Source organism: Streptococcus sp. Marseille-Q5619, from assembly GCF_946901205.1.
In the GTDB taxonomy this organism is placed as follows: domain Bacteria; phylum Bacillota; class Bacilli; order Lactobacillales; family Streptococcaceae; genus Streptococcus.
Genome location: NZ_CAMPPO010000002.1, coordinates 13,972 through 38,351, shown reverse-complemented (window position 1 = coordinate 38,351; position 24,380 = coordinate 13,972). Strand labels below are relative to the sequence as shown.

Genomic DNA, 24,380 nt, shown 5'->3' with positions numbered 1-24,380 from the left:
AAGTAAATATATTAGTGAGGTGAAAACCATGAGAAAATCAGCAAAAGTCGTTTTATTAGCTAGTTTGTTATCTATTGGTCTTTTTCAGTCCAGTGTATCTGCTAAGACCGTTCTTAAAAGTTATCGCTATGACTGGAATACCTACTATAGGTCTAGTATGAATTACCATGCATATAATTATAATGTCATTCCGGAGTGGTCTAATTATCACGGCTATTCTGAGTATAAAGTTGGCGGAGGCTGGAACTACGATCGTTATGAGGTAGTAAATCGTTACAGCGGAGGCTATTAATCCTTAAAGAGTGAGAAAAAGGAGGACTAGCTATGTTGCAGCTTACTCATGTGACCTTAAAAACGCGACAAGTCATTTTACAAGATGCGGATTTTACCTTTAATAAAGGCAGGGTTTATGGTGTTCTCGCTATCAATGGCTCTGGAAAGACGACACTGTTCCGCGCCATTAGCAACTTAATTCCCATAAGTAGTGGAAATATCGCAGCTCCTCCTTCTTTATTTTATTATGAGAGCGTTGAATGGCTGGATGGAAACTTAAGTGGGATGGACTATCTTCGCCTTATAAAAAACATCTGGAAGTCAGGGCTGAACTTGGGGGATGAAATTGATTACTGGGAAATGTCTGATTATATCAGCCTTCCCATTCGCAAGTATTCCTTAGGCATGAAGCAACGCTTGGTGATTGCCATGTATTTCCTCAGTCAGGCCAAATGCTGGCTCATGGATGAGATTACAAATGGCTTAGACGAGTATTATCGGCAGAAATTTTTTAATAGGCTGGCACAAATCAATAGGCAAGAGCAGCTGGTTCTTTTAAGTTCCCACTATAAGGAAGAGTTGGTGGAGATTTGCGATAGCATGGTAACCATTCGTCAGGGGCAGATAGAAGAGGCTTAGTTTATGAAAGATGTTAGTCAATTTTTATTAAAAAAAGTTTTCAAAAGTCGCTTAAATTGGATTATCTTAGCTTTATTTGCATCTGTACTCGGTGTTACCTTTTATTTCAATAGCCAGACTGCAAACTCAGTCAGCTTGGAGACTAGGTTGGAAACTCATCTTGCAGCCAACGAGAGAGCTATCAATGAAAATGAAGCGAAACTTTCCCAAATGTCTGATACCAGCTCGGAGGAATACCAAATTGCTAAAAGTAATTTAGACTCGCAAAAAAATCTTTTGACGCAAAAGAAAGAAATTCTAACTTTACTAAAAGAAGGGCGCTGGAAAGAAGCCTACTATTTGCAGTGGCAAGATGAAGAGAAGAATTATGAATTTGTATCAAATAACCCGACTTCTAGCTCTGACTTAAAAATGGCGGTTGACCGCGAACGGAAGATTTACCAAGTCCTATATCTCTTAAACATAAAAGCCCACAATTTAGATTATCCGACCCACGGGATTGATCAGATTGTCTGGATTTTAGAGGCTATCATCCCAACCTTGTTTGTGGTTGCTATTATTTTCATGCTAACGCAACTATTTGCAGAAAGATATCAAAATCATCTGGATACAGCTCAGTTATATCCTTTTTCAAAAGTGACATTTGCTTTATCCTCTCTTGGAGTTGGAGTGGGCTATGTAACTGTGCTGTTTATCGGAATCAGCGGATTTTCTTTTCTAGCGGGAAGTCTGATAAGTGGTTTTGGACAGTTAGATTATCCCTACCCGATTTATAGCTTAGTGAATCAAGAGGTAACTATTGGAAAGATACAAGATGTGTTATTTCCTAGCTTGTTCTTAGCTTTCTTAGCCTTTATCGTCATTGTGGAAGTAGTGTACTTGATTGCTTACTTTTTCAAGCAAAAAATGCCTGTCCTCTTTCTTTCACTCATTGGGATTGTTGGCTTATTGTTTGGCATCCAAACAATTCAGCCTCTTCAAAGGATTGCACATCTGATTCCCTTTACTTACTTGCGTTCAGTGGAGATTTTATCTGGAAGATTACCTAAGCTGATTGATAATGTCAATCTAAATTGGGACATGGGGCTAGTCTTACTTCCTTGCCTGATTATCCTTTTGTTAGTGGGGATTCTATTTATCGAAAGATGGGGAAGTTCACAGAAAAAAGAATTTTTTAATAGATTCTAGCTTTCCTATACGGAAAATAAGTAAAAACTAACATAGAGAGGGAATCAACTTGGTTCTCTCTTTTTGATGCGTAAACCAAGCCAAAATACAAACAGAAACTTTTCAAAAAAATAACTTTTTATCTTGACAAGGGCTCGAAAACTTGGTATCATATAAAAGTTGAGAAAAGCAGAAGTGAGAGCTTCTCGCCTTGTGACATTAAGTTGCCTGGCCCTACGGATGAAAAGTTTCTAAGAAACGCTATCATAACGTGCGGGCTTGTATATTTACGAGTCCGCTATTGTTTTTCTCTAATAAAACAAAAGAGGTGAAAACCATAGCAAAGCAAGACTTATTCATCAATGATGAGATTCGTGTACGTGAAGTTCGCTTGATTGGTCTTGAAGGAGAACAGCTAGGCATCAAGCCACTCAGTGAAGCGCAAGCTTTGGCTGATAACGCTAATGTTGACCTAGTCTTGATTCAACCCCAAGCCAAACCGCCTGTTGCAAAAATTATGGACTACGGTAAGTTCAAATTTGAGTACCAGAAGAAGCAAAAAGAACAACGTAAAAAACAAAGTGTTGTTACTGTGAAAGAAGTTCGTCTAAGTCCAACTATTGACAAGGGTGACTTTGATACAAAACTTCGCAATGCACGCAAATTCCTTGAAAAAGGAAATAAAGTTAAGGTATCTATTCGCTTTAAGGGTCGTATGATTACCCATAAAGAGATTGGTGCAAAAGTTTTAGCCGAGTTTGCTGAAGCAACTCAAGATATTGCCATCATCGAACAGCGTGCTAAAATGGATGGACGTCAAATGTTCATGCAATTGGCGCCAGCGACTGACAAAAAATAATTGTCAGAAAGTTAAATAAAGGAGAAAAAATCATGCCAAAACAAAAAACACACCGCGCATCAGCTAAACGTTTCAAACGTACAGGTTCTGGTGGACTTAAACGTTTCCGTGCTTACACTTCTCACCGTTTCCACGGAAAAACTAAGAAACAACGTCGTCATCTTCGTAAAGCATCTATGGTGCATTCAGGAGATTACAAACGTATCAAAGCAATGCTTACTCGCTTGAAATAATAGCCTAACTGTAAGTAAACAATTCTAGGAAATATTTGGAGGAAATAAAACATGGCACGTGTTAAAGGTGGCGTTGTATCACGCAAACGTCGTAAACGTATTCTTAAATTAGCAAAAGGTTACTATGGAGCTAAACACATCTTGTTCCGTACTGCAAAAGAACAAGTAATGAACTCTTACTACTATGCATACCGTGACCGTCGTCAGAAAAAACGTGACTTCCGCAAATTGTGGATCACTCGTATCAACGCGGCAGCTCGTATGAACGGACTTTCATACTCACAATTGATGCATGGTTTGAAATTGGCTGAGATCGAAGTTAACCGTAAAATGCTTGCTGACTTGGCTGTTAACGATGCAGCAGCTTTCACAGCTCTTGCAGATGCAGCGAAAGCAAAACTTGGTAAATAATAACAGATAAGACTGGAACAGGATTGTCCCAGTCTTTTTGAAAATAAAGGAGAAAAATATGGCTTCAAAAATGCTACACACTTGCTTGCGAGTAGAAAATCTTGAAAAATCAATCGCATTTTATCAAGATGCTTTTGGTTTTAAAGAATTGCGTCGCAGAGATTTTCCAGACCATGCCTTCACGATTGTCTATCTAGGTCTTGAGGGTGATGACTATGAGTTGGAGTTGACTTATAACTACGATCATGGTCCTTATGTGGTTGGAGATGGATTTGCCCATATCGCCCTCAGTACACCCGATCTTGAGGCGCTTCATCAAGAGCATAGTGCCAAAGGCTATGAAGTGACTGAGCCAAATGGCCTACCAGGAACTGCACCTAACTATTACTTTGTCAAAGACCCTGATGGATATAAGGTCGAAGTCATCCGTGAAAAATAATCTCGTGAGGTCAAGTAGAATGTTCGTTTTCTACTTGACTTTTTTTAGCTGAAAGAGTATACTAGTAAAAGTTTAACCTTTAAGGGGAGTCCAGAGAGACTCACAAGGTGTCAGATAAAAGAATAGTACAATTTTCTAGAGGAGACTTTTTGAGTGTGCTCTCTTCTGTTGTACGATTTTAACTGAGGCCTTGCACTAGCAAGGTCTTTTCTTTGTCTGGTCCCCTTAAAATTTAAGGAGGAAAAGTCATGAATCCCACATGTAAGAAACGTTTGGGTGCGATTCGTTTGGAAACCATGAAGGTGGTTGCACAGGAGGAAATCGCGCCAGCAATCTTTGAATTAGTCCTAGAAGGAGAAATGGTTGAAGCCATGCGAGCAGGCCAATTTCTTCATCTGCGTGTGCCTGATGACGCCCATCTCTTACGTCGTCCTATTTCAATTTCGTCTATCGATAAGGTTAAGAAGCAGTGTCATCTCATTTATAGGATTGAGGGAGCTGGGACTGCCATTTTTTCAACTTTAAGTCAGGGGGATACTCTTGATGTGATGGGCCCTCAGGGAAATGGTTTTGACTTGTCTAACCTGGACAATCAGAGCCAGGTACTCCTCGTTGGTGGTGGGATTGGTGTTCCGCCCTTGCTTGAGGTGGCTAAGGAATTGCATGCACGTGGTGTGAAAGTAGTGACTGTCCTCGGTTTTGCGAACAAGGATGCTGTTATTTTAGAGACGGAATTAGCTCAATATGGGCAGGTATTTGTAACGACAGATGATGGTTCTTATGGTATCAAGGGAAATGTTTCCGTTGTTATCAAGGATTTAGACAATCAATTTGATGCTGTTTACTCATGTGGGGCGCCTGGAATGATGAAGTATATCAATCAAACCTTCTATAACCATCCAAGAGCCTATCTATCTTTGGAATCTCGTATGGCTTGTGGGATGGGGGCTTGCTATGCCTGCGTCCTAAAAGTGTCAGAAAGCGAGACGGTCAGCCAACGCGTCTGTGAAGATGGCCCTGTTTTCCGCACAGGAAGAGTTGTATTATAAGGAGAAAATCATGACTACAAATCGTTTACAAGTTTCTCTGCCTGGTTTGGATTTGAAAAATCCGATTATTCCAGCATCAGGCTGTTTTGGTTTTGGACAAGAGTATTCCAAGTACTATGATTTAGACCTTTTAGGCTCTATTATGATTAAGGCGACAACCCTTGAACCCCGTTTTGGCAATCCAACTCCAAGGGTGGCAGAGACGCCTGCTGGTATGCTCAATGCAATCGGTTTGCAAAATCCTGGTTTGGAAGTTGTTTTGGCTGAAAAGCTACCTTGGCTAGAAAGAGAGTATCCAAATCTTCCTATTATTGCCAATGTAGCTGGTTTTTCAAAACAAGAGTATGCGTCTGTTTCTCATGGTATTTCCAAGGCAGCCAATGTAAAGGCTATCGAGCTCAATATTTCTTGCCCCAATGTAGATCACTGTAATCATGGACTCTTGATTGGTCAAGATCCAGATTTAGCTTATGATGTGGTGAAAGCAGCTGTGGAAGCCTCTGATGTGCCAGTCTATGTTAAATTAACCCCTAGTGTGACCGATATCGTCACTGTCGCAAAAGCTGCAGAAGATGCAGGGGCAAGTGGTTTAACCATGATCAATACTCTAGTTGGAATGCGCTTTGACCTCAAAACCAGAAAACCAATCTTGGCCAATGGAACAGGTGGAATGTCTGGTCCAGCAGTATTTCCAGTAGCCCTCAAACTCATCCGCCAAGTCGCCCAAATAACAGACCTGCCTATCATTGGAATGGGGGGAGTGGATTCGGCTGAAGCAGCCCTAGAAATGTATCTGGCTGGAGCATCTGCCATCGGAGTTGGAACAGCCAACTTTACCAATCCTTATACCTGCCCTGATATCATCGAAAATCTGCCAAAGGTTATGGACACATACGGCATTAGCAGTTTAGAAAATCTCCGCAAGGAAGTAAAAGAGTCTCTTAGGTAAACTGCAATCAATCTGTTCTTGATTTTTTATTAGTTTGTAATATGAATTTAGGAGAATTTTGGTACAATAAAATAAATAAGAACAGAGGAAGAAGGTTAATGAAGAAAGTAAGATTTATTTTTTTAGCTCTGCTATTTTTCTTAGTTAGACCAGAGAGTGCAATAGCCAGTGATGGTACTTGGCAAGGAAAACAATACCTGAAAGCAGACGGCAGTCAAGCAGCCAATGAGTGGGTTTTTGATGCTCATTATCAATCTTGGTTTTATATAAAAGCAGATGCTAACTATGCTGAAAATGAATGGCTGAAACAAGGTGACGACTATTTTTATCTTAAATCTGGTGGCTATATGGCCAAGTCAGAATGGGTAGAAGACAAGGGAGCCTTTTATTATCTTGACCAAAATGGAAAGATGAAAAGAACTGCTTGGGTAGGAACTTCCTATGTTGGTGCAACAGGTGCCAAGGTAATAGAAGACTGGGTATTTGATTCTCAATACGACTCTTGGTTTTATATAAAAGCAGATGGCCAGCACGCAGAGAAAGAATGGCTCCAAATTAAGGGCAAGGACTATTATTTCAAATCTGGTGGTTATTTGCTAACAAGTCAGTGGATTGAGCAGGCTTATGTGAATGCCACTGGTTCCAAAGTACAGCAAGGTTGGCTTTTTGACAGACAATACCAATCTTGGTTTTACATCAAAGAAAATGGAAACCATGCTGATAAAGAATGGATTTTCGAGAATGGTCACTATTATTATCTAAAATCCGGTGGCTACATGGCAGTCAATGAATGGATTTGGGATAAGGAATCTTGGTTTTATCTCAAATCTGATGGGAAAATAGCTGAAAAAGAATGGGTCTACGATTCTCATAGTCAAGCTTGGTACTACTTCAAATCTGGTGGCTACATGGCGAAAAATGAGACTGTAGATGGTTATCAGCTTGGAAGCGACGGTAAATGGCTTGGAGAAAAAGCTACAAACGAAAATGCTGCTTACTATCAAGTAGTTCCTGTCACAGCAAATGTTTATAATGCAGATGGTGAAAAGCTTTCCTATATATCGCAAGGTAGTGTCGTCTGGCTAGATAAGGATAGAAAAAGTGATGACAAGCGCTTGGCTATTACTGTTTCTGGTTTGTCAGGATATATGAAAACAGAAGATTTACAAGCACTAGATGCTAGCAAGGATTTTATCCCTTATTATGAGAGTGATGGCCACCGTTTTTATCACTATGTGGCTCAGAATGCTAGTATTCCAGTAGCTTCTCATATTTCTGATATGGAAGTAGGCAAGAAATATTATTCGGCAGATGGGCTGCATTTTGATGGTTTTAAGCTTGAGAATCTCTTCCTTTTCAAAGATTTAACAGAGGCTACAAACTATAGTGCTGAAGATTTGGATAAGGTATTTAGTCTGTTGAATATTGACAATAGTCTCTTGGAAAATAAGGGATCTACCTTTAAGGAAGCTGAAGAACATTACCATATCAATGCCCTCTATCTCCTTGCCCATAGTGCTTTAGAAAGTGATTGGGGACGAAGTAAGATTGCTAAAGATAAGAATAATTTCTTTGGAATTACAGCCTATGATACGACACCTTACCTTTCTGCCAAGACATTTGATGATGTGGATAAGGGAATTTTAGGTGCAACCAAGTGGATTAAGGAAAATTATATCGATAGGGGCAGAACTTTCCTTGGAAATAAGGCGTCTGGTATGAATGTTGAATATGCCTCAGACCCTTATTGGGGCGAAAAAATTGCTAGTGTGATGATGAAAATCAATGAGAAACTAGGTGGTAAAGATTAGTCTTATTATTGGATATGATTTGAGTGAATAGTATGTTAAAAATCCTGATTTCAAGTAAAATCAGGATTTTTTCATGGATGCGATTTTTTCTGGGTCTGGTGTAACACGGAGGGTCTTTTGTCCTGTGTAAGTGACAAAGCCGGGTTTGCCACCAGTTGGTTTGTTAAGTTTCTTGACCTCGATCATATCTACCTGAACCAGATTTGACAGGCGAGCTTGCGAGAAGTAGGCGGCTAGCTCTGCTGCGTCTGTCTTGACTTCATCAGATGGGTCTAGGTTGCCTGAGATGACAACATGGCTTCCAGGAATGTCCTTGGCATGGAACCAAAGTTCCTCCTTGCGGGCCATTTTAAAGGTTAGTTCCTCATTTTGCAGGTTATTGCGGCCAACATAGATGATGGTTTTGCCATCGCTGGCCAGATATTGTTCTGGTTTTTTGCGTTTCTGGATTTTCTCCCGTTGTCTTCTGCGGATAAAACCTGTTTGAATCAATTCTTCACGGATTTCAGCGATTTCTTCTAGTCCTGCTTGGTTGAGGACGGTTTCCACACTTTCCAGATAGAGAATGGTTGCCTTAGTTTCTTCAATCAAATCAGTCAAGTATTTGACAGCTTCTTTGAGTTTCTGGTACCGTTTGAAATAGCGTTGGGCATTCTGGTTGGGAGTCAGAGCCTTATCAAGCGCAATGGTGATCGGTTGGTTGGTGTAGTAGTTGTCCAGGATAACCTGGTCTTGGTCGTTAGGTACTTGATGGAGGAAGGTTGTTAGCAATTCCCCTTTTTGGCGAAATTCTTCAGCGTTGTCTGTCGCCAGTAACTCTTTTTCTTGTTTTTTGAGTTTGTGGCGGTTTTTCTGAAGTTCATTTTCAACACGGCGAATGAGTTCACTGGCTTGCTGTTTGACGCGGTCTCGCTCAGCCTTATCCTTATAGTAGGTGTCCAACAAATCAGAAAGACTGGTAAAAGGTTCTCCTACACGATTTGCAAAAGGAACTGGAGTGAAGGATGTCTCAGTCAAGTGTGGCTTGGTTTCTTGATTGAAAAAGTTTCGGAAAGTGGAAAGTTTTTCACTAACCAGTATCCTTTCCAATTCATTTGCCGTATCGCGTCCCAGACCTTGAAAGAGGCTTTGAAGATTTTTAGCTGTCGTTTCCTGTGTTTGCAGGATTTCAAAGAGTTTCTCGTCCTTGATCGTAAAAGGATTGAGAGATTCCGTACTTGGCGGAGCGATATAGGTAGACCCAGGAAGCAAGGTACGGTAGCTATTTTGTGAAAAGCCGACGTGTTTAATGACTTCGAGGATTTTGTGGCTACTTTTATCAACCAGTAGAATATTACTGTGTTTACCCATAATCTCGATAATCAAGGTAGCCTGGATATGGTCGCCAATCTCGTTTTTATTGGAAACCGTAATTTCCACGATACGGTCATTTTCCACCTGCTCAATCGACTCAATCAGGGCACCCTGCAAATACTTTCTCAAAACCATGATAAAGGTAGAAGGTTGGGCTGGGTTTTCAAAAGTTGTTTGGGTCAGCTGAATGCGTCCAAAAACTGGATGGGCAGAAAGGAGCAGGCGATGGCTTTGGCGATTGCTGCGGATTTGCAAGACCAACTCTTGTTCAAAAGGTTGATTGATTTTCTGGATGCGACCGTTCACTAACTCTCTTCGCAATTCCTCAACCATGTGGTTTAAAAAAAATCCGTCAAATGACATCGTTCTCTCCTTGTGATTGTATTCCATAGTATTATATCAAAAAGGTAGAATAAAATCATGGAAATGTGGTATAATAAAGCCAAGTAAAGAGAAACGAGAAGCACATGTATATTGAAATGGTAGATGAAACTGGTCAAGTTTCAAAAGAAATGTTGCAACAAACCCAAGAAATTTTGGAATTTGCAGCCCAAAAATTAGGAAAAGAAGACAAGGAAATGGCAGTCACTTTTGTGACCAACGAGCGTAGTCATGAGCTCAATCTAGAGTACCGTGACACAGACCGTCCGACAGATGTCATCAGCCTTGAATATAAACCAGAGTTGGAAATTGCCTTTGATGAAGAGGATTTACTTGAAAATCCAGAATTGGCAGAGATGATGTCTGAGTTTGATGCCTATATTGGGGAACTGTTCATCTCTATCGATAAGGCTCATGAGCAGGCCGAGGAATACGGTCATAGCTTTGAGCGTGAGATGGGCTTCTTGGCAGTGCACGGCTTTTTACATATCAACGGCTATGATCACTACACTCCGGAAGAAGAAGCGGAGATGTTCGGTTTACAAGAAGAAATTTTGACAGCCTATGGACTCACAAGACAATAAACGAAAATGGAAAAATCGTGACCTGATATCTAGTTTAGAATTTGCCCTTACAGGAATTTTTACTGCTATCAAGGAAGAACGCAATATGCGAAAACATGCAGTGACGGCTCTAGTGGTCATCCTTGCAGGTTTTGTTTTTCAGGTGTCACGAATCGAATGGCTCTTTCTCCTATTGAGCATTTTCTTGGTAGTAGCTTTTGAAATTATTAATTCTGCTATTGAAAATGTGGTGGATTTGGCTAGTCACTATCACTTTTCCATGCTGGCTAAAAATGCCAAGGATATGGCGGCTGGCGCGGTATTAGTGGTCTCTCTTTTCGCAGCCTTAACAGGCGCATTGATTTTTCTCCCACGAATCTGGGATTTATTATTTTAAATAGCAAGAGGAAATTATGACTTTTAAATCAGGCTTTGTAGCCATTTTAGGACGTCCCAATGTTGGGAAGTCAACTTTTTTAAATCACGTTATGGGGCAAAAGATTGCCATCATGAGTGACAAGGCGCAGACAACGCGCAACAAAATCATGGGAATTTACACGACTGATAAGGAACAAATCGTCTTTATCGACACACCAGGGATTCACAAGCCTAAAACAGCTCTAGGAGATTTCATGGTTGAGTCTGCCTACAGTACCCTTCGTGAAGTGGATACCGTTCTTTTCATGGTGCCTGCTGATGAAGCTCGTGGTAAGGGAGACGACATGATTATCGAGCGTCTCAAGGCTGCCAAGGTTCCTGTAATTTTGGTGGTGAATAAAATCGATAAGGTTCACCCAGACCAGCTTTTGTCTCAGATTGATGATTTCCGAAATCAGATGGACTTCAAGGAAATCGTTCCTATCTCAGCCCTTCAGGGCAATAACGTGTCTCGTCTAGTGGATATTTTGAGTGAAAATCTGGACGAAGGATTCCAGTATTTCCCGGCTGATCAAATCACAGACCATCCAGAGCGTTTCTTGGTTTCAGAAATGGTTCGCGAGAAAGTTTTGCACCTAACTCGTGAAGAAATTCCGCATTCTGTTGCAGTAGTTGTGGATTCTATGAAACGAGATGAAGAGACAGACAAGGTGCATATCCGTGCAACCATCATGGTCGAGCGCGATAGCCAAAAAGGGATTATCATCGGTAAAGGTGGCGCTATGCTTAAGAAAATCGGTAGCATGGCTCGTCGTGATATTGAACTCATGCTAGGAGACAAGGTCTTCCTAGAAACCTGGGTCAAGGTCAAGAAAAACTGGCGCGATAAAAAGCTAGATTTGGCTGACTTTGGCTATAATGAAAAAGAATACTAAGTAGAGGTGGGCTCATGCCTGCTTCTTGTTTTTACAGAAGGAGGACTTATGCCTGAATTACCTGAGGTTGAAACCATTCGACGTGGCTTGGAAAAATTGATTTTGGGAAAGAAGATTTCGAGTATAGAAATTCGCTATCCCAAGATGATTAAGACGGATTTGGACGAATTTCAAAAGGAAGTGCCTGGTCAGATTATTGAGTCAATGGAACGTCGGGGCAAGTATTTGCTTTTTTACCTGACAGACAAGGTCTTGATTTCCCATTTGCGGATGGAGGGCAAGTATTTTTACTATCCGGACCAGGTTCCTGAACGCAAGCATGCCCATGTTTTCTTCCAATTTGAGGATGGTGGCACGCTTGTTTATGAGGATGTTCGCAAGTTTGGTACTATGGAACTCTTGGCTCCTGACCTTTTAGATGCCTACTTTATTTCTAAAAAATTAGGTCCTGAACCAAGCAAACAAGACTTTGATTTACAGGTCTTTCAAGCTGCCCTTGCCAAGTCCAAAAAGCCTATCAAATCCCATCTCCTAGACCAGACCTTGGTAGCTGGACTTGGCAATATCTATGTGGATGAGGTTCTCTGGCGAGCTCAGGTTCATCCAGCTAGACCTTCCCAGACCTTGACAGCAGAAGAAGCGACTGCCATTCATGACCAGACCATTGCTGTTTTGAGTCAGGCTGTTGAAAAAGGCGGCTCCACCATTCGGACCTATACCAATGCCTTTGGGGAAGATGGAACTATGCAAGATTTTCATCAGGTCTATGACAAGGCTGGTCAAGAATGTTCGCGTTGCGGCACCATCATTGAGAAAATCCAACTAGGCGGACGAGGCACCCACTTTTGTCCAAACTGTCAAAGGAGGGACTGATGGGAAAAATCATTGGAATCACAGGAGGAATTGCCTCTGGTAAGTCAACCGTGACAAATTTTCTAAGAAAGCAAGGCTTTCAAGTGGTGGATGCCGACGCGGTTGTCCACCAACTACAGAGACCTGGTGGTCGTCTGTTTGAGGCTCTAGTACAGCATTTTGGGCAAGAAATCATCCTTGAAAACGGAGAACTTAATCGCCCTCTCCTTGCTAGTCTTATCTTTTCAAATACTGAAGAGCGAGAATGGTCGAAGCAAATCCAAGGAGAGATTATTCGTGAAGAGTTGGCTACTTTGAGAGACCAGTTGGCTCAGACAGGAGAGATTTTTTTCATGGATATTCCCCTGCTTTTTGAGCAGGACTACAGCGCTTGGTTTGATGAGACTTGGTTGGTCTATGTGGACCGAGATGTCCAAGTAGAACGCTTAATGAAAAGGGATCAGTTGTCCAAAGATGAAGCTGAGTCTCGTCTGGCAGCCCAGTGGCCTTTAGAGAAAAAGAAAGATTTGGCCAGCCATGTTTTAAACAACAATGGAAATCAAGACCAGCTTCTTACTCAGGTGTTCTCCCTGCTTGAGGGAGGTAAGCAAGATGACAGAGATTAACTGGAAGGATAATCTGCGCATTGCCTGGTTTGGTAATTTTCTGACAGGAGCCAGTATTTCCTTAGTTGTGCCTTTTATGCCCATCTTTGTGGAAAATCTAGGTGTAGGGAGTGAGCAAGTCGCTTTTTACGCAGGTTTAGCTATTTCTGTCTCTGCCATTTCTGCAGCACTTTTCTCTCCTATCTGGGGCATCCTTGCTGACAAATACGGTCGAAAGCCCATGATGATTCGAGCTGGGCTTGCCATGACCATTACTATGGGAGGCTTGGCCTTTGTGCCAAATATTTATTGGTTAATCTTTCTTCGTTTACTGAATGGTGTATTTGCGGGTTTTGTTCCCAATGCAACTGCCTTGATAGCCAGTCAGGTTCCTAAGGAGAAATCAGGAACTGCCTTAGGTACTTTGTCTACAGGCGTAGTTGCAGGTACTCTAACTGGTCCCTTTATTGGTGGCTTTATCGCAGAATTATTTGGTATTCGTACAGTTTTCTTACTGGTTGGTAGTTTTCTATTTTTAGCTGCTGTTTTAACTATTTGCTTTATTAAGGAAGATTTTCAACCAGTAGCCAAGGAAAAGGCCATCCCAACAAAGGAATTATTTACATCAGTTAAATATCCCTATCTCTTGGTCAACCTCTTTCTGACCAGTTTTGTCATCCAATTTTCAGCCCAATCAATCGGTCCTATCTTAGCTCTGTATGTGCGCGATTTAGGCCAGACAGAGAATCTTCTCTTTGTATCTGGTTTGATTGTATCCAGTATGGGCTTTTCCAGTATGATGAGTGCAGGAGTCATGGGAAAGCTAGGTGACAAGGTGGGCAACCATCGTCTCTTGGTTGTAGCCCAGTTTTATTCAGTTATCATCTATCTTCTCTGTGCCAATGCCTCTAGTCCCCTTCAACTAGGACTTTATCGTTTCCTCTTTGGCTTGGGAACCGGTGCGCTGATACCTGGGGTCAATGCCCTTCTCAGCAAAATGACTCCCAAAGCTGGTATTTCGAGGGTCTTTGCCTTCAATCAGGTATTCTTTTATCTGGGAGGTGTTGTTGGTCCCATGGCAGGTTCTGCAGTAGCAGGTCAATTTGGCTACCATGCAGTCTTTTATGCGACAAGCCTTTGTGTTGCCTTTAGTTGTCTCTTTAACCTTCTTCAATTTCGAACATTATTAAAAGTAAAGGAAATCTAGTGCGAGTAAAAATTAATCTAAAATGCTCCTCTTGTGGCAGTATCAATTACCTAACCAGTAAAAATTCAAAAACCCATCCAGACAAGATTGAGGTTTTAAAGTATTGTTCCAAGGAAAGAAAAGTAACCCTACATCTTGAATCTAAGTAGATTTTATGGTAAAATAATAGGGATTTTAAGGAGTTTGATATGTATAACCTATTATTAACCATTTTATTAGTATTATCTGTTGTGATTGTGATTGCAATTTTCATGCAACCAACCAAAAACCAATCCAGCAATGTATTTGATGCCAGCTCAGGTGATTTGTTTGAACGAAGTAAAGCACGTGGTTTTGAAGCTGTAATGCAGCGTTTGACAGGGATTTTAGTCTTTTTCTGGCTAGCCATTGCCTTAGCATTGACGGTATTATCAAGTAGATAAGAAAATAATGGGCAGGACTAGGTCTTTGCCTCTTTTTATTTTTAAAAGATATTTTAGAAGGTTTTACAGTAAAAGAAAATAAAAAATCTAGAAAGAAACTATGAAAGATAGAATAAAAGAATATTTACAAGATAAGGGAAAGGTAACTGTCAATGACTTGGCTCAGGCTTTGGAAAAAGATGGTTCCAAGGATTTTCGTGAGTTGATTAAAACCTTGTCCTTAATGGAAAGAAAGCACCAGATTCGCTTTGAAGAAGATGGCAGTCTGACCTTGGAAGTCAAGAAAAAACATGAGATTACTCTCAAGGGGATTTTTCATGCTCATAAAAATGGATTTGGCTTTGTCAGCTTGGAAGGCGAAGAGGACGACCTTTTTGTAGGGAAAAATGATGTCAACTATGCTATTGATGGTGATACCGTTGAGGTCGTCATTAAGAAAGTCGCTGACCGCAATAAGGGAACAGCAGCAGAAGCCAAAATTATTGATATCTTAGAACACAGTTTGACAACTGTTGTTGGTCAAATCGTTCTGGATCAGGAAAAGCCTAAGTATGCAGGCTATATTCGTTCGAAAAATCAGAAAATCAGTCAACCCATCTATGTTAAGAAACCAGCCCTTAAACTAGAAGGAACAGAAGTTCTCAAGGTCTTTATCGACAAATACCCAAGCAAGAAACACGATTTCTTTGTGGCGAGTGTCCTCGATGTGGTGGGACATTCAACGGATGTTGGGATTGATGTTCTTGAGGTTTTGGAGTCTATGGACATTGTATCCGAGTTTCCAGAAGCCGTTGTCAAGGAAGCAGAAAGTGTGCCTGATGCTCCGTCTCAAAAGGATATGGAAGGCCGTCTGGACTTGAGAGATGAGATTACCTTCACCATTGATGGCGCTGATGCCAAGGACTTGGACGATGCGGTGCATATCAAGACTTTGAAAAATGGAAATATCGAACTCGGAGTTCACATTGCGGATGTTTCCTACTATGTGACCGAGGGTTCTGCCCTTGATAAGGAAGCCCTTAATCGCGCGACTTCTGTTTATGTGACAGACCGTGTGGTTCCAATGCTTCCAGAACGACTGTCAAATGGCATCTGCTCTCTCAATCCTCAAGTTGACCGCCTGACACAATCTGCTATTATGGAGATTGATAAACATGGTCTTGTGGTCAACTACACTATCACACAAACAGTTATCAAGACAAGCTATCGGATGACCTATAGTGATGTCAATGACATCTTAGCAGGTGATGAGGAAAAGAGACAAGAATATCATAAAATTGTACCAAGTATCGAACTCATGGCCAAGCTTCATGAAACTTTAGAAAACATGCGTGTGAAACGTGGAGCTCTCAATTTTGATACCAATGAAGCGAAGATTTTAGTGGATAAACAAGGTAAGCCTGTTGATATCGTTCTTCGGCAGCGTGGCATTGCCGAGCGGATGATCGAGTCCTTTATGTTGATGGCCAATGAAACAGTTGCCGAGCATTTTAGCAAGCTGGATTTGCCTTTTATCTATCGAATTCACGAGGAGCCAAAGGCTGAAAAGGTTCAGAAGTTTATTGATTATGCTTCGAGTTTTGGCTTGCGCATTTATGGAACTGCCAGTGAAATTAGCCAGGAGGCCCTCCAAGACATCATGCGTACTGTTGAGGGAGAACCTTATGCAGATGTATTGTCCATGATGCTTCTTCGCTCTATGCAGCAGGCTCGCTATTCAGAGCACAATCACGGCCACTATGGATTAGCGGCTGATTATTATACTCACTTTACTAGTCCGATTCGTCGTTATCCGGACCTCCTTGTTCACCGTATGATTCGGGACTACGGCCGTTCTAAGGAAATAGCAGAGCATTTTGAGCAAGTGATTCCAGAGATTGCGACCCAGTCTTCCAACCGGGAGCGTCGTGCTATCGAGGCCGAGCGTGAAGTCGAAGCCATGAAAAAGGCTGAGTACATGGAAGAATACGTAGGTGAAGAGTACGATGCAGTTGTATCAAGTATTGTCAAGTTTGGTCTCTTTGTTGAATTGCCAAACACAGTTGAAGGCTTGATTCATATTACCAATTTGCCTGAGTTCTACCATTTCAATGAACGTGATTTGACTCTTCGTGGAGAGAAATCAGGAACGACTTTTCGTGTAGGTCAGCAAATCCGTATCCGAGTTGAAAGAGCGGATAAAATGACTGGAGAGATTGATTTTTCATTCGTACCTAGTGAGTTTGATGTGATTGAGAAGGGATTGAAACAGTCTAGTCGCAATGATAGAGGGCGTGGTTCAAGTCGCCGTTCAGATAAGAAGGAAGATAAGAGAAAATCAGGACGCTCAAATGATAAGCGCAAGCATTCACAAAAAGACAAAAAGAAAAAAGGCAAGAAACCTTTTTATAAGGAAGTAGCTAAGAAAGGAGCTAAGCATGGCAAAGGGCGAGGGAAAGGTCGTCGCGCAAAATAAAAAGGCGCGCCACGACTATACAATCGTAGATACGCTAGAGGCAGGGATGGTCCTGACTGGAACTGAAATCAAGAGTGTACGAGCAGCTCGAATCAATCTCAAGGATGGCTTCGCTCAAGTGAAAAATGGAGAAGTTTGGTTGAGCAATGTTCATATCGCTCCTTACGAAGAGGGCAATATCTGGAACCAAGAACCAGAACGTCGTCGTAAACTCCTGCTCCATAAGAAACAAATCCAAAAATTAGAACAAGAGACTAAAGGAACAGGAATGACCCTGGTTCCTCTTAAAGTCTATATCAAAGATGGTTACGCTAAACTCCTTTTAGGTTTAGCTAAAGGGAAGCATGACTATGATAAACGGGAGTCTATCAAACGACGTGAACAAAATCGCGACATCGCGCGTGTTATGAAAGCTGTTAATCAGCGATAAAAAGAGGAATGAAGATGGAAAAACTAGTTGCCTATAAACGTATGTCTTTGTGGACTAAAGAAACCATGCCAGAGGCTGTTCAGCAGAAACACAATACCAAGGTTGGGACTTGGGGGAAAATTACTGTCTTGAAGGGAACCCTCAAGTTTATTGAATTGACCGAAGAAGGGGAAGTTCTAGCTGAACACCTATTTGAAGCAGGGGCTGACAATCCCATGGCACAACCACAAGCCTGGCACCGAGTGGAAGCTGCCACAGACGATGTAGAATGGTACTTGGAATTTTATTGTAAACCTGAGGATTATTTCCCTAAGAAATACAATACCAATCCTGTTCATTCAGAGGTCTTAGAGGCCATGCAGACAGTAAAATCAGGGAAAGCCTTGGATTTGGGCTGTGGTCAAGGTCGTAATGCACTCTTTCTAGCCCAGCAAGGTTTTGATGTGACGGCTGTAGATCAAAATGAACTGGCTCTTGAAATCTTGCAAAGCATTGTGGAGCAGGAAGACATGGATATGCCTGTTGGTCTTTACGATATCAATTCAGCCAGTATTAGCCAAGACTATGATTTTATCGTATCAACTGTTGTTCTCATGTTTTTGCAAGCAGACCGCATTCCTGCAATTATCAAAAATATGCAGGAGCATACCACGGTCGGTGGCTATAATCTTATCGTTTGTGCTATGGATACGGAAGATTACCCTTGCTCAGTGAACTTCCCATTCACATTTAAAGAAGGGGAATTGGCAGACTATTACAAGGACTGGGAATTGGTTAAGTACAATGAAAATCCAGGCCATTTGCACCGTCGTGACGAAAATGGCAATCGTATTCAACTACGCTTTGCGACCATGCTAGCTAAGAAAATCAAGTAAACATACATGAAGATTAGGAATTTTTCTGATCTTTTTTTCTTTTTTTACGAATAGATAAGATAGAAGAATTGACAAAAATACGCATTATAAGTATAATTTTAGATAGAAAGGTGACCATAAATGACAATCACAGGTAAGGAAATGGTAAAATTATACTCAATGAAAATCAAAGAGCAAACTAGGAAGCTGGCCGCAGGCTGTACTTGAGTACGGCAAGGATAAGCTGACGTGGTTTGAATTTGATTTTCGAAGAGTATTAGCTCTTGCAAATGGATGGATTGAAGTTCGTAAGAGAGGAAGTCATCATCATTTTAAGAAAGAAGGAGTTCCCTATCTTGTCACTATTCCAGTTCACGGTAATGATGATCTAGGAAAAGGGTTAGAGAGAAAAATATTAAAAGATTTGGGATTGTAGTTGATTTGGAAATTGTGGAGGTGTATTATGCTAAAATCTTATCCTGCTATTTTTCATAAAGAAGGTACTGGATACTGGATTGAATTTCCGGAGTTTGGAGGTGGGACAGAGGGAGCAACGATTGAACTTGCAATGAAAAATGCTCGGGAAATGCTTGAGAGTGTTTTAGCTTCTTATATTGATGAAGGACTGGCTCTGCCTACTCCTAGTGACATTGCTGAGTTGAAAGCTCCTGATGGATTTGTGACTTTGATTCAGGTCAATCCCTTGCCTTTCGTAAAGAATAATAAAGCGATTCGAAAAAATGTTACGGTTCCAGAGTGGCTAGTCAGACTTGCAGATCGTGAGAAAGTGAACTATTCTGAAGTTTTGACACAAGCTCTTGAAAGTCGCTTGCAACTCTAAAATTATAGAGTGATGAAGATTAGGAAATTTCCTGATCTTTTTTCTTTTTTTCGAATAATATAGAAAAGGAGGGAAATCATGTTTGTTGCGAGAGATACTAGGGGAGAATTGGTAAATGTGTTAGAGGATAAGCTTGAGAAGCAAGCCTACACTTGCCCAGCTTGTGGAGGTCAGCTCCGTTTGCGGCAAGGACCAAGTGTCCGAACCCATTTTGCCCATAAATCCTTAAAAGACTGTGATTATTCCTCTGAAAATGAAAGCCCAGAACACCTGTCCAATAAAGAATCACTTTATCACTGGTTGAAAAAAGATGCAGAGGTGCAATTAGAATACCCACTTCCAGAGCTTAAACAGATTGCGGATGTGTTTGTAAATGGCAATCTAGCTTTAGAGGTTCAATGTAGTCCCTTGCCTCAAAAAGTTCTTAAAGAGCGCAGTGAGGGCTATTGTAGTGAGGGTTACCAAGTACTGTGGTTGCTGGGGCAAAAACTGTGGCTCAAAGACCGTTTGACTCGTCTGCAACAAGGTTTTCTCTATTTCAGTCAAAACATGGGCTTTTATGTTTGGGAAGTAGACAAGGAAAAACAGGTTTTAAGGCTTAAATATCTCATCCACCAGGATCTCCGAGGCAGACTCTATTATCAAATCAAGGAATTTCCCTATGGACAAGATAGTTTACTGGAGATATTACGTCTTCCCTATAAGAAACAAAAAATATCTCATTTTACAGCTTCTCAGGACAAGGACATCTGTCGCTATATCCGGCAACAACTCTATTATCAAAATCCTTTTTGGATGAAAGAACAAGCGGAAGCCTATAAAAAGGGAGAAAATCTCCTAACTTATGGTCTAAAAGAATGGTATCCACAAATAAGACCACTAGTAGGTAATTTTTGCCAAATTGAGCAAGATTTGACTCGCTATTATCAGTATTTTCAAACCTATTACCAAGAAAATCCTCAAAATGATTGGCAAAAGCTTTATCCACCAGCCTTTTATCAGCAATATTTCTTGAAAAATATGGTAAAATAGAAAGGATGGAGGAATCTAATGGTATTACAAAGACATGAAATAAATGAAAAAGATACATGGGATCTATCAACGATTTACCCAACTGACCAGGCTTGGGAAGAAGCCTTAAAAGATTTAACAGAACAACTGGAGAAAGTAAGCCAGTATGAAGGCCATCTCTTGGATAGTGCGGATAGCCTACTCGAAATCACTGAATTTTCTCTTGAAATGGAACGCCAGATGGAGAAGCTTTACGTTTATGCTCATATGAAGAATGACCAAGATACACGTGAAGCCAAGTACCAAGAGTACTATGCTAAGGCTATGACTCTATACAGCCAGCTAGACCAAGCCTTTTCATTCTATGAGCCTGAATTTATGGAAATCAGTGAAGAGCAGTATGCTGACTTTTTAGAAGCTCAACCAAAATTGCAGCTTTATCAACACTATTTTGATAAGCTTTTGCAAGGCAAGGATCACGTTCTTTCACAACGTGAAGAAGAATTATTGGCTGGAGCTGGAGAAATCTTTGGTTCGGCAAGTGAAACCTTCGCTATCTTGGACAATGCGGATATTGTGTTCCCTTATGTCCTCGACGATGATGGTAAGGAAGTTCAGCTATCTCATGGGACTTACACACGTTTGATGGAGTCTAAAAATCGTGAGGTGCGTCGTGGTGCCTATCAAGCTCTTTATGCGACTTATGAACAATTCCAACATACCTATGCCAAAACCTTGCAAACCAATGTTAAGGTGCAAAACTACCGTGCTAAAGTTCGCAACTACAAGAGCGCTCGTCATGCAGCCCTAGCAGCCAATTTTGTTCCAGAGAGTGTTTATGACAATTTGGTAGCAGTAGTTCGCAAGCATTTGCCCCTCTTGCATCGTTACCTTGAACTTCGTTCAAAAATCTTGGGGATTTCAGACCTTAAGATGTACGATGTCTACACACCGCTTTCATCTGTTGAATATAGTTTTACCTACCAAGAAGCCTTGAAAAAGGCAGAAGATGCTTTGTCAGTCTTGGGTGAGGATTACTTGAGCCGTGTTAAACGTGCCTTCAGCGAGCGTTGGATTGACGTTTATGAAAATCAAGGCAAGCGTTCAGGGGCTTACTCTGGTGGTTCTTACGATACCAATGCCTTTATGCTCCTTAACTGGCAGGACAATCTTGACAATCTCTTTACTCTTGTTCATGAGACAGGCCACAGCATGCATTCTAGCTATACTCGCGAGACTCAGCCTTATGTTTATGGAGATTACTCTATCTTCTTGGCTGAGATTGCATCAACTACCAATGAAAATATCTTGACGGAGAAATTATTGGAAGAAGTGGAAGACGACGCAACGCGCTTTGCTATTCTCAATAACTTCCTAGATGGTTTCCGTGGAACAGTTTTTCGTCAAACTCAATTTGCCGAGTTTGAACACGCAATCCACCAAGCGGATCAAAATGGTGAAGTCTTGACAAGCGATTTCTTAAATAAACTCTACGCAGACTTGAACCAAGAGTATTATGGTTTGAGTAAGGAAGACAATCCTGAAATCCAATACGAGTGGGCTCGCATTCCACACTTCTACTATAACTACTATGTATACCAATATTCAACAGGCTTTGCGGCCGCCTCAGCCCTAGCTGAAAAGATTGTCCATGGTAGTCAAGAAGATCGTGACTGCTATATCGACTATCTCAAGGCAGGTAAGTCTGACTATCCACTTAATGTCATGAGAAAAGCTGGTGTTGATATGGAGAAGGAAGACTATCTCAACGATGCTTTTGCAGTCTTCGAACGTCGTTTGAATGAGTTTGAAGCCCTTGTTGAAAAATTGGGATTGGCATAAGATGGTTGAATCGTATAGTAAGAATGCCAACCATAACATGCGTCGCCCTGTCGTCAAGGAAGAAATTGTGGACTTGATGCGTCAGCGCCAAAAGCAAGTCACAGGAGCTTTGAAAGAATTGGAAGACTTTGCCCGCAAGGAAAATATTCCCATTATTCCCCATGAAACGGTAGCTTATTTCCGTTTTCTCATGGAAACCATGCAACCTAAAAACATTCTGGAAATTGGGACGGCCATCGGTTTTTCAGCCCTCTTGATGGCAGAATATGCGCCAAATTCTAAGATTACAACCATTGACCGCAATCCAGAAATGATTGGTTTTGCCAAGGAAAATTTTGCTCAATTTGACAGTCGTAAGCAAATCACACTCCTAGAAGGAGATGCGGTAGATGTCTTATCTACCTTGACAGAGTCCTATGATTTCGTCTTTATGGATTCAGCCAAGTCTAAATACATCGTCTTTCTGCCAGAAATCCTCAAACATTTGGAAGTCGGTGGTGTGGTTGTCTTGGATGATATTTTTCAAGGCGGTGATGTTGCCAAGGACATTATAGAAGTCCGTCGAGGTCAGCGAACCATCTATCGAGGACTTCAAAGACTATTTGACGCAACCTTAGACAATCCAGGACTTACCGCAACATTAGTACCTCTGGGAGACGGCATTCTCATGCTTCGTAAAAATGTAGCAGATGTTCAATTGCCTGACAGCGAATGATTTTCAGAAAAATTTAAGAAAATATAGTAAAATAGATAGGGTAACACTTATCTCAAAGGAGTAGACATGAAGAAAAAACTATTGGCAGGTGCCATTACACTATTATCAGTAGCAACTTTAGCAGCTTGTTCGAAAGGTTCAGAAGGGGCAGACCTTATCAGCATGAAAGGAGATGTTATCACAGAACATCAATTTTATGAGCAAGTGAAAAGCAATCCTTCAGCCCAACAAGTGTTGTTGAACTTGACTATCCAAAAAGTATTTGAGAAACAATACGGTTCAGAAGTAGATGACAAAGAAGTCAACGATACTATTGCCGAAGAAGAGAAACAATATGGTGAAAACTACCAACGTGTCTTATCACAAGCAGGAATGACTCTTGAAACACGTAAAGCGCAAATTCGTACTAGTAAATTAGTTGAGTTGGCAGTTAAAAAAGCAGCAGAAGCTGAATTGACAGACGATGCTTACAAGAAGGCTTTTGACGAGTACACTCCAGATGTAACGGCTCAAATCATTCGTCTTGATAATGAGGATAAGGCCAAAGAAGTTCTCGAAAAAGCCAAGGCAGAAGGTGCTGACTTTGCCCAATTAGCCAAAGATAACTCAACTGATGAGAAAACTAAAGCGAATGGTGGAGAAATCACCTTTGATTCTGCTTCAACAGAAGTACCGGAACAAGTTAAAAAAGCTGCTTTTGCTTTAGATGTAAACGGCGTTTCTGATGTGATTACAGCAACTGGCACACAAGCCTACAGTAGCCAATATTACATTGTAAAACTCATTAAGAAAACAGAAAAATCATCTAATATTGATGACTACAAAGAAAAATTAAAAACTGTTATCTTGACTCAAAAACAAAATGATTCAACATTTGTTCAAAGCATTATCGGAAAAGAATTGCAAGCAGCCAATATCAAGGTTAAGGACCAAGCCTTCCAAAATATCTTTACCCAATATATCGGTGGTGGAGATTCAAGCTCAAGCAGTAGTACATCAAACGAATAGTCCAAATCAATGAGTCAGGCAAAAACTCGACTTCAGGAAAAAATAAAGTAAATTTTCCCACAATAAAACGCATAGTACAAGGTTTTCAATACCTGATATTATGCGTTTTTTGATTTTCAAGACTTTTTGACCAGCCTCATTTTTTTAACTTGCTACTCAGTGAAAAGCAAAGATTAAACTAGGAAGCTAGCTGTAGGCTTCTCAAAGAACAGCTTTGAGGTTGCAGATAAGACTTATGAGGTCACCAACATATATAATGTGAAGCTGACGTGGTTTGAATAGATTTTAGAAGAGTATGAGTCTGGAAGTTTTAATGGATAATGCAAGATTCCATAGAATGGGTAAGCTAGAGTTCTTATGTGAAGAGTTTGGGCATAAACTTTTACCTCTTCCTCCCTACTCATCTTATACTCAATGAAAATCAAAGAGCAAACTAGGAAACTAGCCGCAGGTTGTACTTGAGTACGGCAAGGCGACGTTGACGCGGTTTGAATTTGATTTTCGAAGAGTATTAGTATAGAAAAGTGAATCTGAAATAGTACATCACTGCTTCTAAAACATTCTTATAAATTGATTTAAATTCTCAAAATCACATTATTCAGTTCTTATTTCATTTTGCTCTACAATCCTGTTGAGAAGACACATGTTCATATCAAAAAGGTATTGGCAAGTTGCAATACCTTTTTACGAGGCTCTTT

General features: G+C 40.9%; 28 protein-coding genes, 1 pseudogene and 1 other annotated feature. Of the genes and pseudogenes, 28 read left to right on the top strand and 1 reads right to left on the bottom strand.

The genetic code is table 11. The features are described 5' to 3' along the window. Positions 1-28 precede the first annotated feature (28 nt). From OC530_RS01305 to OC530_RS01260, 10 genes are all read left to right on the top strand, one after another. Positions 29-292, top strand: coding sequence for a hypothetical protein (locus tag OC530_RS01305; RefSeq protein ID WP_164226029.1), 264 nt, complete (start codon positions 29-31; stop codon positions 290-292). A 32-nt stretch (positions 293-324) separates the two neighbouring features. Then, complete coding sequence (locus tag OC530_RS01300; RefSeq protein WP_164226012.1) at positions 325-912, top strand: ABC transporter ATP-binding protein; 588 nt, start codon at positions 325-327, stop codon at positions 910-912. A gap of 3 nt (positions 913-915) precedes the next feature. Then, positions 916-2,100 carry a hypothetical protein gene (locus OC530_RS01295; protein WP_164226013.1) on the top strand — a complete coding sequence of 395 codons (1,185 nt, stop codon included), beginning with the start codon at positions 916-918 and terminating at the stop codon, positions 2,098-2,100. 160 nt (positions 2,101-2,260) lie between these two features. Further along, positions 2,261-2,392: a sequence feature (ribosomal protein L20 leader region), on the top strand. Positions 2,393-2,407: 15 nt separating this feature from the next. Then, positions 2,408-2,938, top strand: a complete 531-nt coding sequence (gene infC, locus OC530_RS01290; RefSeq protein WP_000848180.1) for a translation initiation factor IF-3 — start codon at positions 2,408-2,410, stop codon at positions 2,936-2,938. A 32-nt stretch (positions 2,939-2,970) separates the two neighbouring features. Further along, positions 2,971-3,171: a 50S ribosomal protein L35 gene (gene rpmI, locus OC530_RS01285; protein WP_001125943.1), complete on the top strand. Its 201-nt coding sequence runs from the start codon at positions 2,971-2,973 to the stop codon at positions 3,169-3,171. 51 nt (positions 3,172-3,222) lie between these two features. Beyond that, positions 3,223-3,582: a 50S ribosomal protein L20 gene (gene rplT, locus OC530_RS01280; protein WP_000124834.1), complete on the top strand. Its 360-nt coding sequence runs from the start codon at positions 3,223-3,225 to the stop codon at positions 3,580-3,582. 58 nt (positions 3,583-3,640) lie between these two features. Next, a complete protein-coding gene (locus OC530_RS01275) occupies positions 3,641-4,021 on the top strand; it encodes a VOC family protein (protein WP_000157153.1) in 381 nt (126 codons plus the stop codon). Between the two features lie 248 nt (positions 4,022-4,269). After that, positions 4,270-5,070 carry a dihydroorotate dehydrogenase electron transfer subunit gene (locus OC530_RS01270; RefSeq protein ID WP_262078840.1) on the top strand — a complete coding sequence of 267 codons (801 nt, stop codon included), beginning with the start codon at positions 4,270-4,272 and terminating at the stop codon, positions 5,068-5,070. Continuing rightward, on the top strand, positions 5,033-6,019 hold the full coding sequence (locus tag OC530_RS01265) for a dihydroorotate dehydrogenase (protein WP_316043863.1): 987 nt from the start codon (positions 5,033-5,035) through the stop codon (positions 6,017-6,019). Before OC530_RS01270 ends, OC530_RS01265 begins: the two co-directional genes overlap by 38 nt. Before the next feature lie 41 nt (positions 6,020-6,060). Next, the gene (locus OC530_RS01260) at positions 6,061-7,830 is read left to right on the top strand and encodes a glucosaminidase domain-containing protein (RefSeq protein WP_262078836.1); all 1,770 of its coding nucleotides are present in this window, start codon (positions 6,061-6,063) and stop codon (positions 7,828-7,830) included. 60 nt (positions 7,831-7,890) lie between these two features. Here the strand turns inward: OC530_RS01260 and pavA are convergent, their stop codons facing one another. Beyond that, positions 7,891-9,546, bottom strand: a complete 1,656-nt coding sequence (gene pavA / locus OC530_RS01255) for an Rqc2 family fibronectin-binding protein PavA (protein ID WP_262078834.1) — start codon at positions 9,544-9,546, stop codon at positions 7,891-7,893. Positions 9,547-9,650: 104 nt separating this feature from the next. Between pavA and ybeY the strand changes: the two genes are divergently transcribed. The 18 genes and pseudogenes from ybeY to OC530_RS01165 form a co-directional block, all read left to right on the top strand. Further along, positions 9,651-10,148 carry an rRNA maturation RNase YbeY gene (gene ybeY, locus OC530_RS01250; protein ID WP_000275156.1) on the top strand — a complete coding sequence of 166 codons (498 nt, stop codon included), beginning with the start codon at positions 9,651-9,653 and terminating at the stop codon, positions 10,146-10,148. Continuing rightward, positions 10,129-10,524, top strand: coding sequence for a diacylglycerol kinase family protein (locus OC530_RS01245; protein WP_000378166.1), 396 nt, complete (start codon positions 10,129-10,131; stop codon positions 10,522-10,524). Before ybeY ends, OC530_RS01245 begins: the two co-directional genes overlap by 20 nt. 16 nt (positions 10,525-10,540) lie before the next feature. Then, positions 10,541-11,440, top strand: a complete 900-nt coding sequence (era, locus tag OC530_RS01240) for a GTPase Era (RefSeq protein ID WP_050208736.1) — start codon at positions 10,541-10,543, stop codon at positions 11,438-11,440. 48 nt (positions 11,441-11,488) lie between these two features. Continuing rightward, positions 11,489-12,313, top strand: coding sequence for a DNA-formamidopyrimidine glycosylase (gene mutM, locus OC530_RS01235; protein WP_001114504.1), 825 nt, complete (start codon positions 11,489-11,491; stop codon positions 12,311-12,313). Continuing rightward, positions 12,313-12,918: a dephospho-CoA kinase gene (gene coaE / locus OC530_RS01230; RefSeq protein ID WP_262078826.1), complete on the top strand. Its 606-nt coding sequence runs from the start codon at positions 12,313-12,315 to the stop codon at positions 12,916-12,918. Before mutM ends, coaE begins: the two co-directional genes overlap by 1 nt. Further along, positions 12,905-14,104, top strand: coding sequence for a multidrug efflux MFS transporter (locus OC530_RS01225; protein WP_262078824.1), 1,200 nt, complete (start codon positions 12,905-12,907; stop codon positions 14,102-14,104). Before coaE ends, OC530_RS01225 begins: the two co-directional genes overlap by 14 nt. Next, positions 14,104-14,253: a 50S ribosomal protein L33 gene (gene rpmG / locus OC530_RS01220; RefSeq protein WP_262078823.1), complete on the top strand. Its 150-nt coding sequence runs from the start codon at positions 14,104-14,106 to the stop codon at positions 14,251-14,253. The genes OC530_RS01225 and rpmG overlap by 1 nt, the downstream gene beginning before the upstream one ends. A gap of 39 nt (positions 14,254-14,292) precedes the next feature. Beyond that, positions 14,293-14,526, top strand: a complete 234-nt coding sequence (gene secG / locus OC530_RS01215; protein WP_000282517.1) for a preprotein translocase subunit SecG — start codon at positions 14,293-14,295, stop codon at positions 14,524-14,526. A gap of 100 nt (positions 14,527-14,626) precedes the next feature. Continuing rightward, entirely contained in the window at positions 14,627-16,981 is a 2,355-nt protein-coding gene (rnr, locus tag OC530_RS01210) for a ribonuclease R (protein WP_262078816.1), read from the top strand. After that, entirely contained in the window at positions 16,944-17,411 is a 468-nt protein-coding gene (smpB, locus tag OC530_RS01205) for an SsrA-binding protein SmpB (RefSeq protein WP_001051750.1), read from the top strand. The genes rnr and smpB overlap by 38 nt, the downstream gene beginning before the upstream one ends. Positions 17,412-17,425: 14 nt before the next feature. Further along, positions 17,426-18,286, top strand: coding sequence for an SAM-dependent methyltransferase TehB (gene tehB, locus OC530_RS01200; protein WP_173253994.1), 861 nt, complete (start codon positions 17,426-17,428; stop codon positions 18,284-18,286). Between the two features lie 223 nt (positions 18,287-18,509). Next, the gene (locus OC530_RS01195) at positions 18,510-18,701 is read left to right on the top strand and encodes a type II toxin-antitoxin system HicA family toxin (protein ID WP_078137158.1); all 192 of its coding nucleotides are present in this window, start codon (positions 18,510-18,512) and stop codon (positions 18,699-18,701) included. 27 nt (positions 18,702-18,728) lie between these two features. Next, positions 18,729-19,106 carry a type II toxin-antitoxin system HicB family antitoxin gene (locus OC530_RS01190; protein WP_050252888.1) on the top strand — a complete coding sequence of 126 codons (378 nt, stop codon included), beginning with the start codon at positions 18,729-18,731 and terminating at the stop codon, positions 19,104-19,106. Between the two features lie 78 nt (positions 19,107-19,184). Further along, positions 19,185-20,138, top strand: coding sequence for a competence protein CoiA family protein (locus OC530_RS01185; RefSeq protein ID WP_173218299.1), 954 nt, complete (start codon positions 19,185-19,187; stop codon positions 20,136-20,138). Positions 20,139-20,156: 18 nt separating this feature from the next. Next, entirely contained in the window at positions 20,157-21,959 is a 1,803-nt protein-coding gene (pepF, locus tag OC530_RS01180; protein ID WP_173218301.1) for an oligoendopeptidase F, read from the top strand. Between the two features lies 1 nt (position 21,960). After that, entirely contained in the window at positions 21,961-22,674 is a 714-nt protein-coding gene (locus OC530_RS01175) for an O-methyltransferase (protein ID WP_173233957.1), read from the top strand. 66 nt (positions 22,675-22,740) lie between these two features. After that, positions 22,741-23,682, top strand: coding sequence for a peptidylprolyl isomerase PrsA (gene prsA / locus OC530_RS01170; protein WP_262078804.1), 942 nt, complete (start codon positions 22,741-22,743; stop codon positions 23,680-23,682). Positions 23,683-23,989: 307 nt separating this feature from the next. Then, positions 23,990-24,085, top strand: a pseudogene (locus OC530_RS01165) (IS630 family transposase); the annotation flags it as partial. Between the last annotated feature and the right edge of the window lie 295 nt (positions 24,086-24,380).

Coding starts and splice junctions, on each gene's coding strand:
- OC530_RS01305 (WP_164226029.1), top strand. CDS start 29: ATGAGAAAATCAGCAAAAGTCGTTTTATTAGCTAGTTTGTTATCTATT.
- OC530_RS01300 (WP_164226012.1), top strand. CDS start 325: ATGTTGCAGCTTACTCATGTGACCTTAAAAACGCGACAAGTCATTTTA.
- OC530_RS01295 (WP_164226013.1), top strand. CDS start 916: ATGAAAGATGTTAGTCAATTTTTATTAAAAAAAGTTTTCAAAAGTCGC.
- rpmI (WP_001125943.1), top strand. CDS start 2,971: ATGCCAAAACAAAAAACACACCGCGCATCAGCTAAACGTTTCAAACGT.
- rplT (WP_000124834.1), top strand. CDS start 3,223: ATGGCACGTGTTAAAGGTGGCGTTGTATCACGCAAACGTCGTAAACGT.
- OC530_RS01275 (WP_000157153.1), top strand. CDS start 3,641: ATGGCTTCAAAAATGCTACACACTTGCTTGCGAGTAGAAAATCTTGAA.
- OC530_RS01270 (WP_262078840.1), top strand. CDS start 4,270: ATGAATCCCACATGTAAGAAACGTTTGGGTGCGATTCGTTTGGAAACC.
- OC530_RS01265 (WP_316043863.1), top strand. CDS start 5,033: ATGGCCCTGTTTTCCGCACAGGAAGAGTTGTATTATAAGGAGAAAATC.
- OC530_RS01260 (WP_262078836.1), top strand. CDS start 6,061: ATGAATTTAGGAGAATTTTGGTACAATAAAATAAATAAGAACAGAGGA.
- pavA (WP_262078834.1), bottom strand. CDS start 9,546: ATGTCATTTGACGGATTTTTTTTAAACCACATGGTTGAGGAATTGCGA.
- ybeY (WP_000275156.1), top strand. CDS start 9,651: ATGTATATTGAAATGGTAGATGAAACTGGTCAAGTTTCAAAAGAAATG.
- OC530_RS01245 (WP_000378166.1), top strand. CDS start 10,129: ATGGACTCACAAGACAATAAACGAAAATGGAAAAATCGTGACCTGATA.
- era (WP_050208736.1), top strand. CDS start 10,541: ATGACTTTTAAATCAGGCTTTGTAGCCATTTTAGGACGTCCCAATGTT.
- mutM (WP_001114504.1), top strand. CDS start 11,489: ATGCCTGAATTACCTGAGGTTGAAACCATTCGACGTGGCTTGGAAAAA.
- coaE (WP_262078826.1), top strand. CDS start 12,313: ATGGGAAAAATCATTGGAATCACAGGAGGAATTGCCTCTGGTAAGTCA.
- OC530_RS01225 (WP_262078824.1), top strand. CDS start 12,905: ATGACAGAGATTAACTGGAAGGATAATCTGCGCATTGCCTGGTTTGGT.
- secG (WP_000282517.1), top strand. CDS start 14,293: ATGTATAACCTATTATTAACCATTTTATTAGTATTATCTGTTGTGATT.
- rnr (WP_262078816.1), top strand. CDS start 14,627: ATGAAAGATAGAATAAAAGAATATTTACAAGATAAGGGAAAGGTAACT.
- smpB (WP_001051750.1), top strand. CDS start 16,944: ATGGCAAAGGGCGAGGGAAAGGTCGTCGCGCAAAATAAAAAGGCGCGC.
- tehB (WP_173253994.1), top strand. CDS start 17,426: ATGGAAAAACTAGTTGCCTATAAACGTATGTCTTTGTGGACTAAAGAA.
- OC530_RS01190 (WP_050252888.1), top strand. CDS start 18,729: ATGCTAAAATCTTATCCTGCTATTTTTCATAAAGAAGGTACTGGATAC.
- OC530_RS01185 (WP_173218299.1), top strand. CDS start 19,185: ATGTTTGTTGCGAGAGATACTAGGGGAGAATTGGTAAATGTGTTAGAG.
- pepF (WP_173218301.1), top strand. CDS start 20,157: ATGGTATTACAAAGACATGAAATAAATGAAAAAGATACATGGGATCTA.
- OC530_RS01175 (WP_173233957.1), top strand. CDS start 21,961: ATGGTTGAATCGTATAGTAAGAATGCCAACCATAACATGCGTCGCCCT.
- prsA (WP_262078804.1), top strand. CDS start 22,741: ATGAAGAAAAAACTATTGGCAGGTGCCATTACACTATTATCAGTAGCA.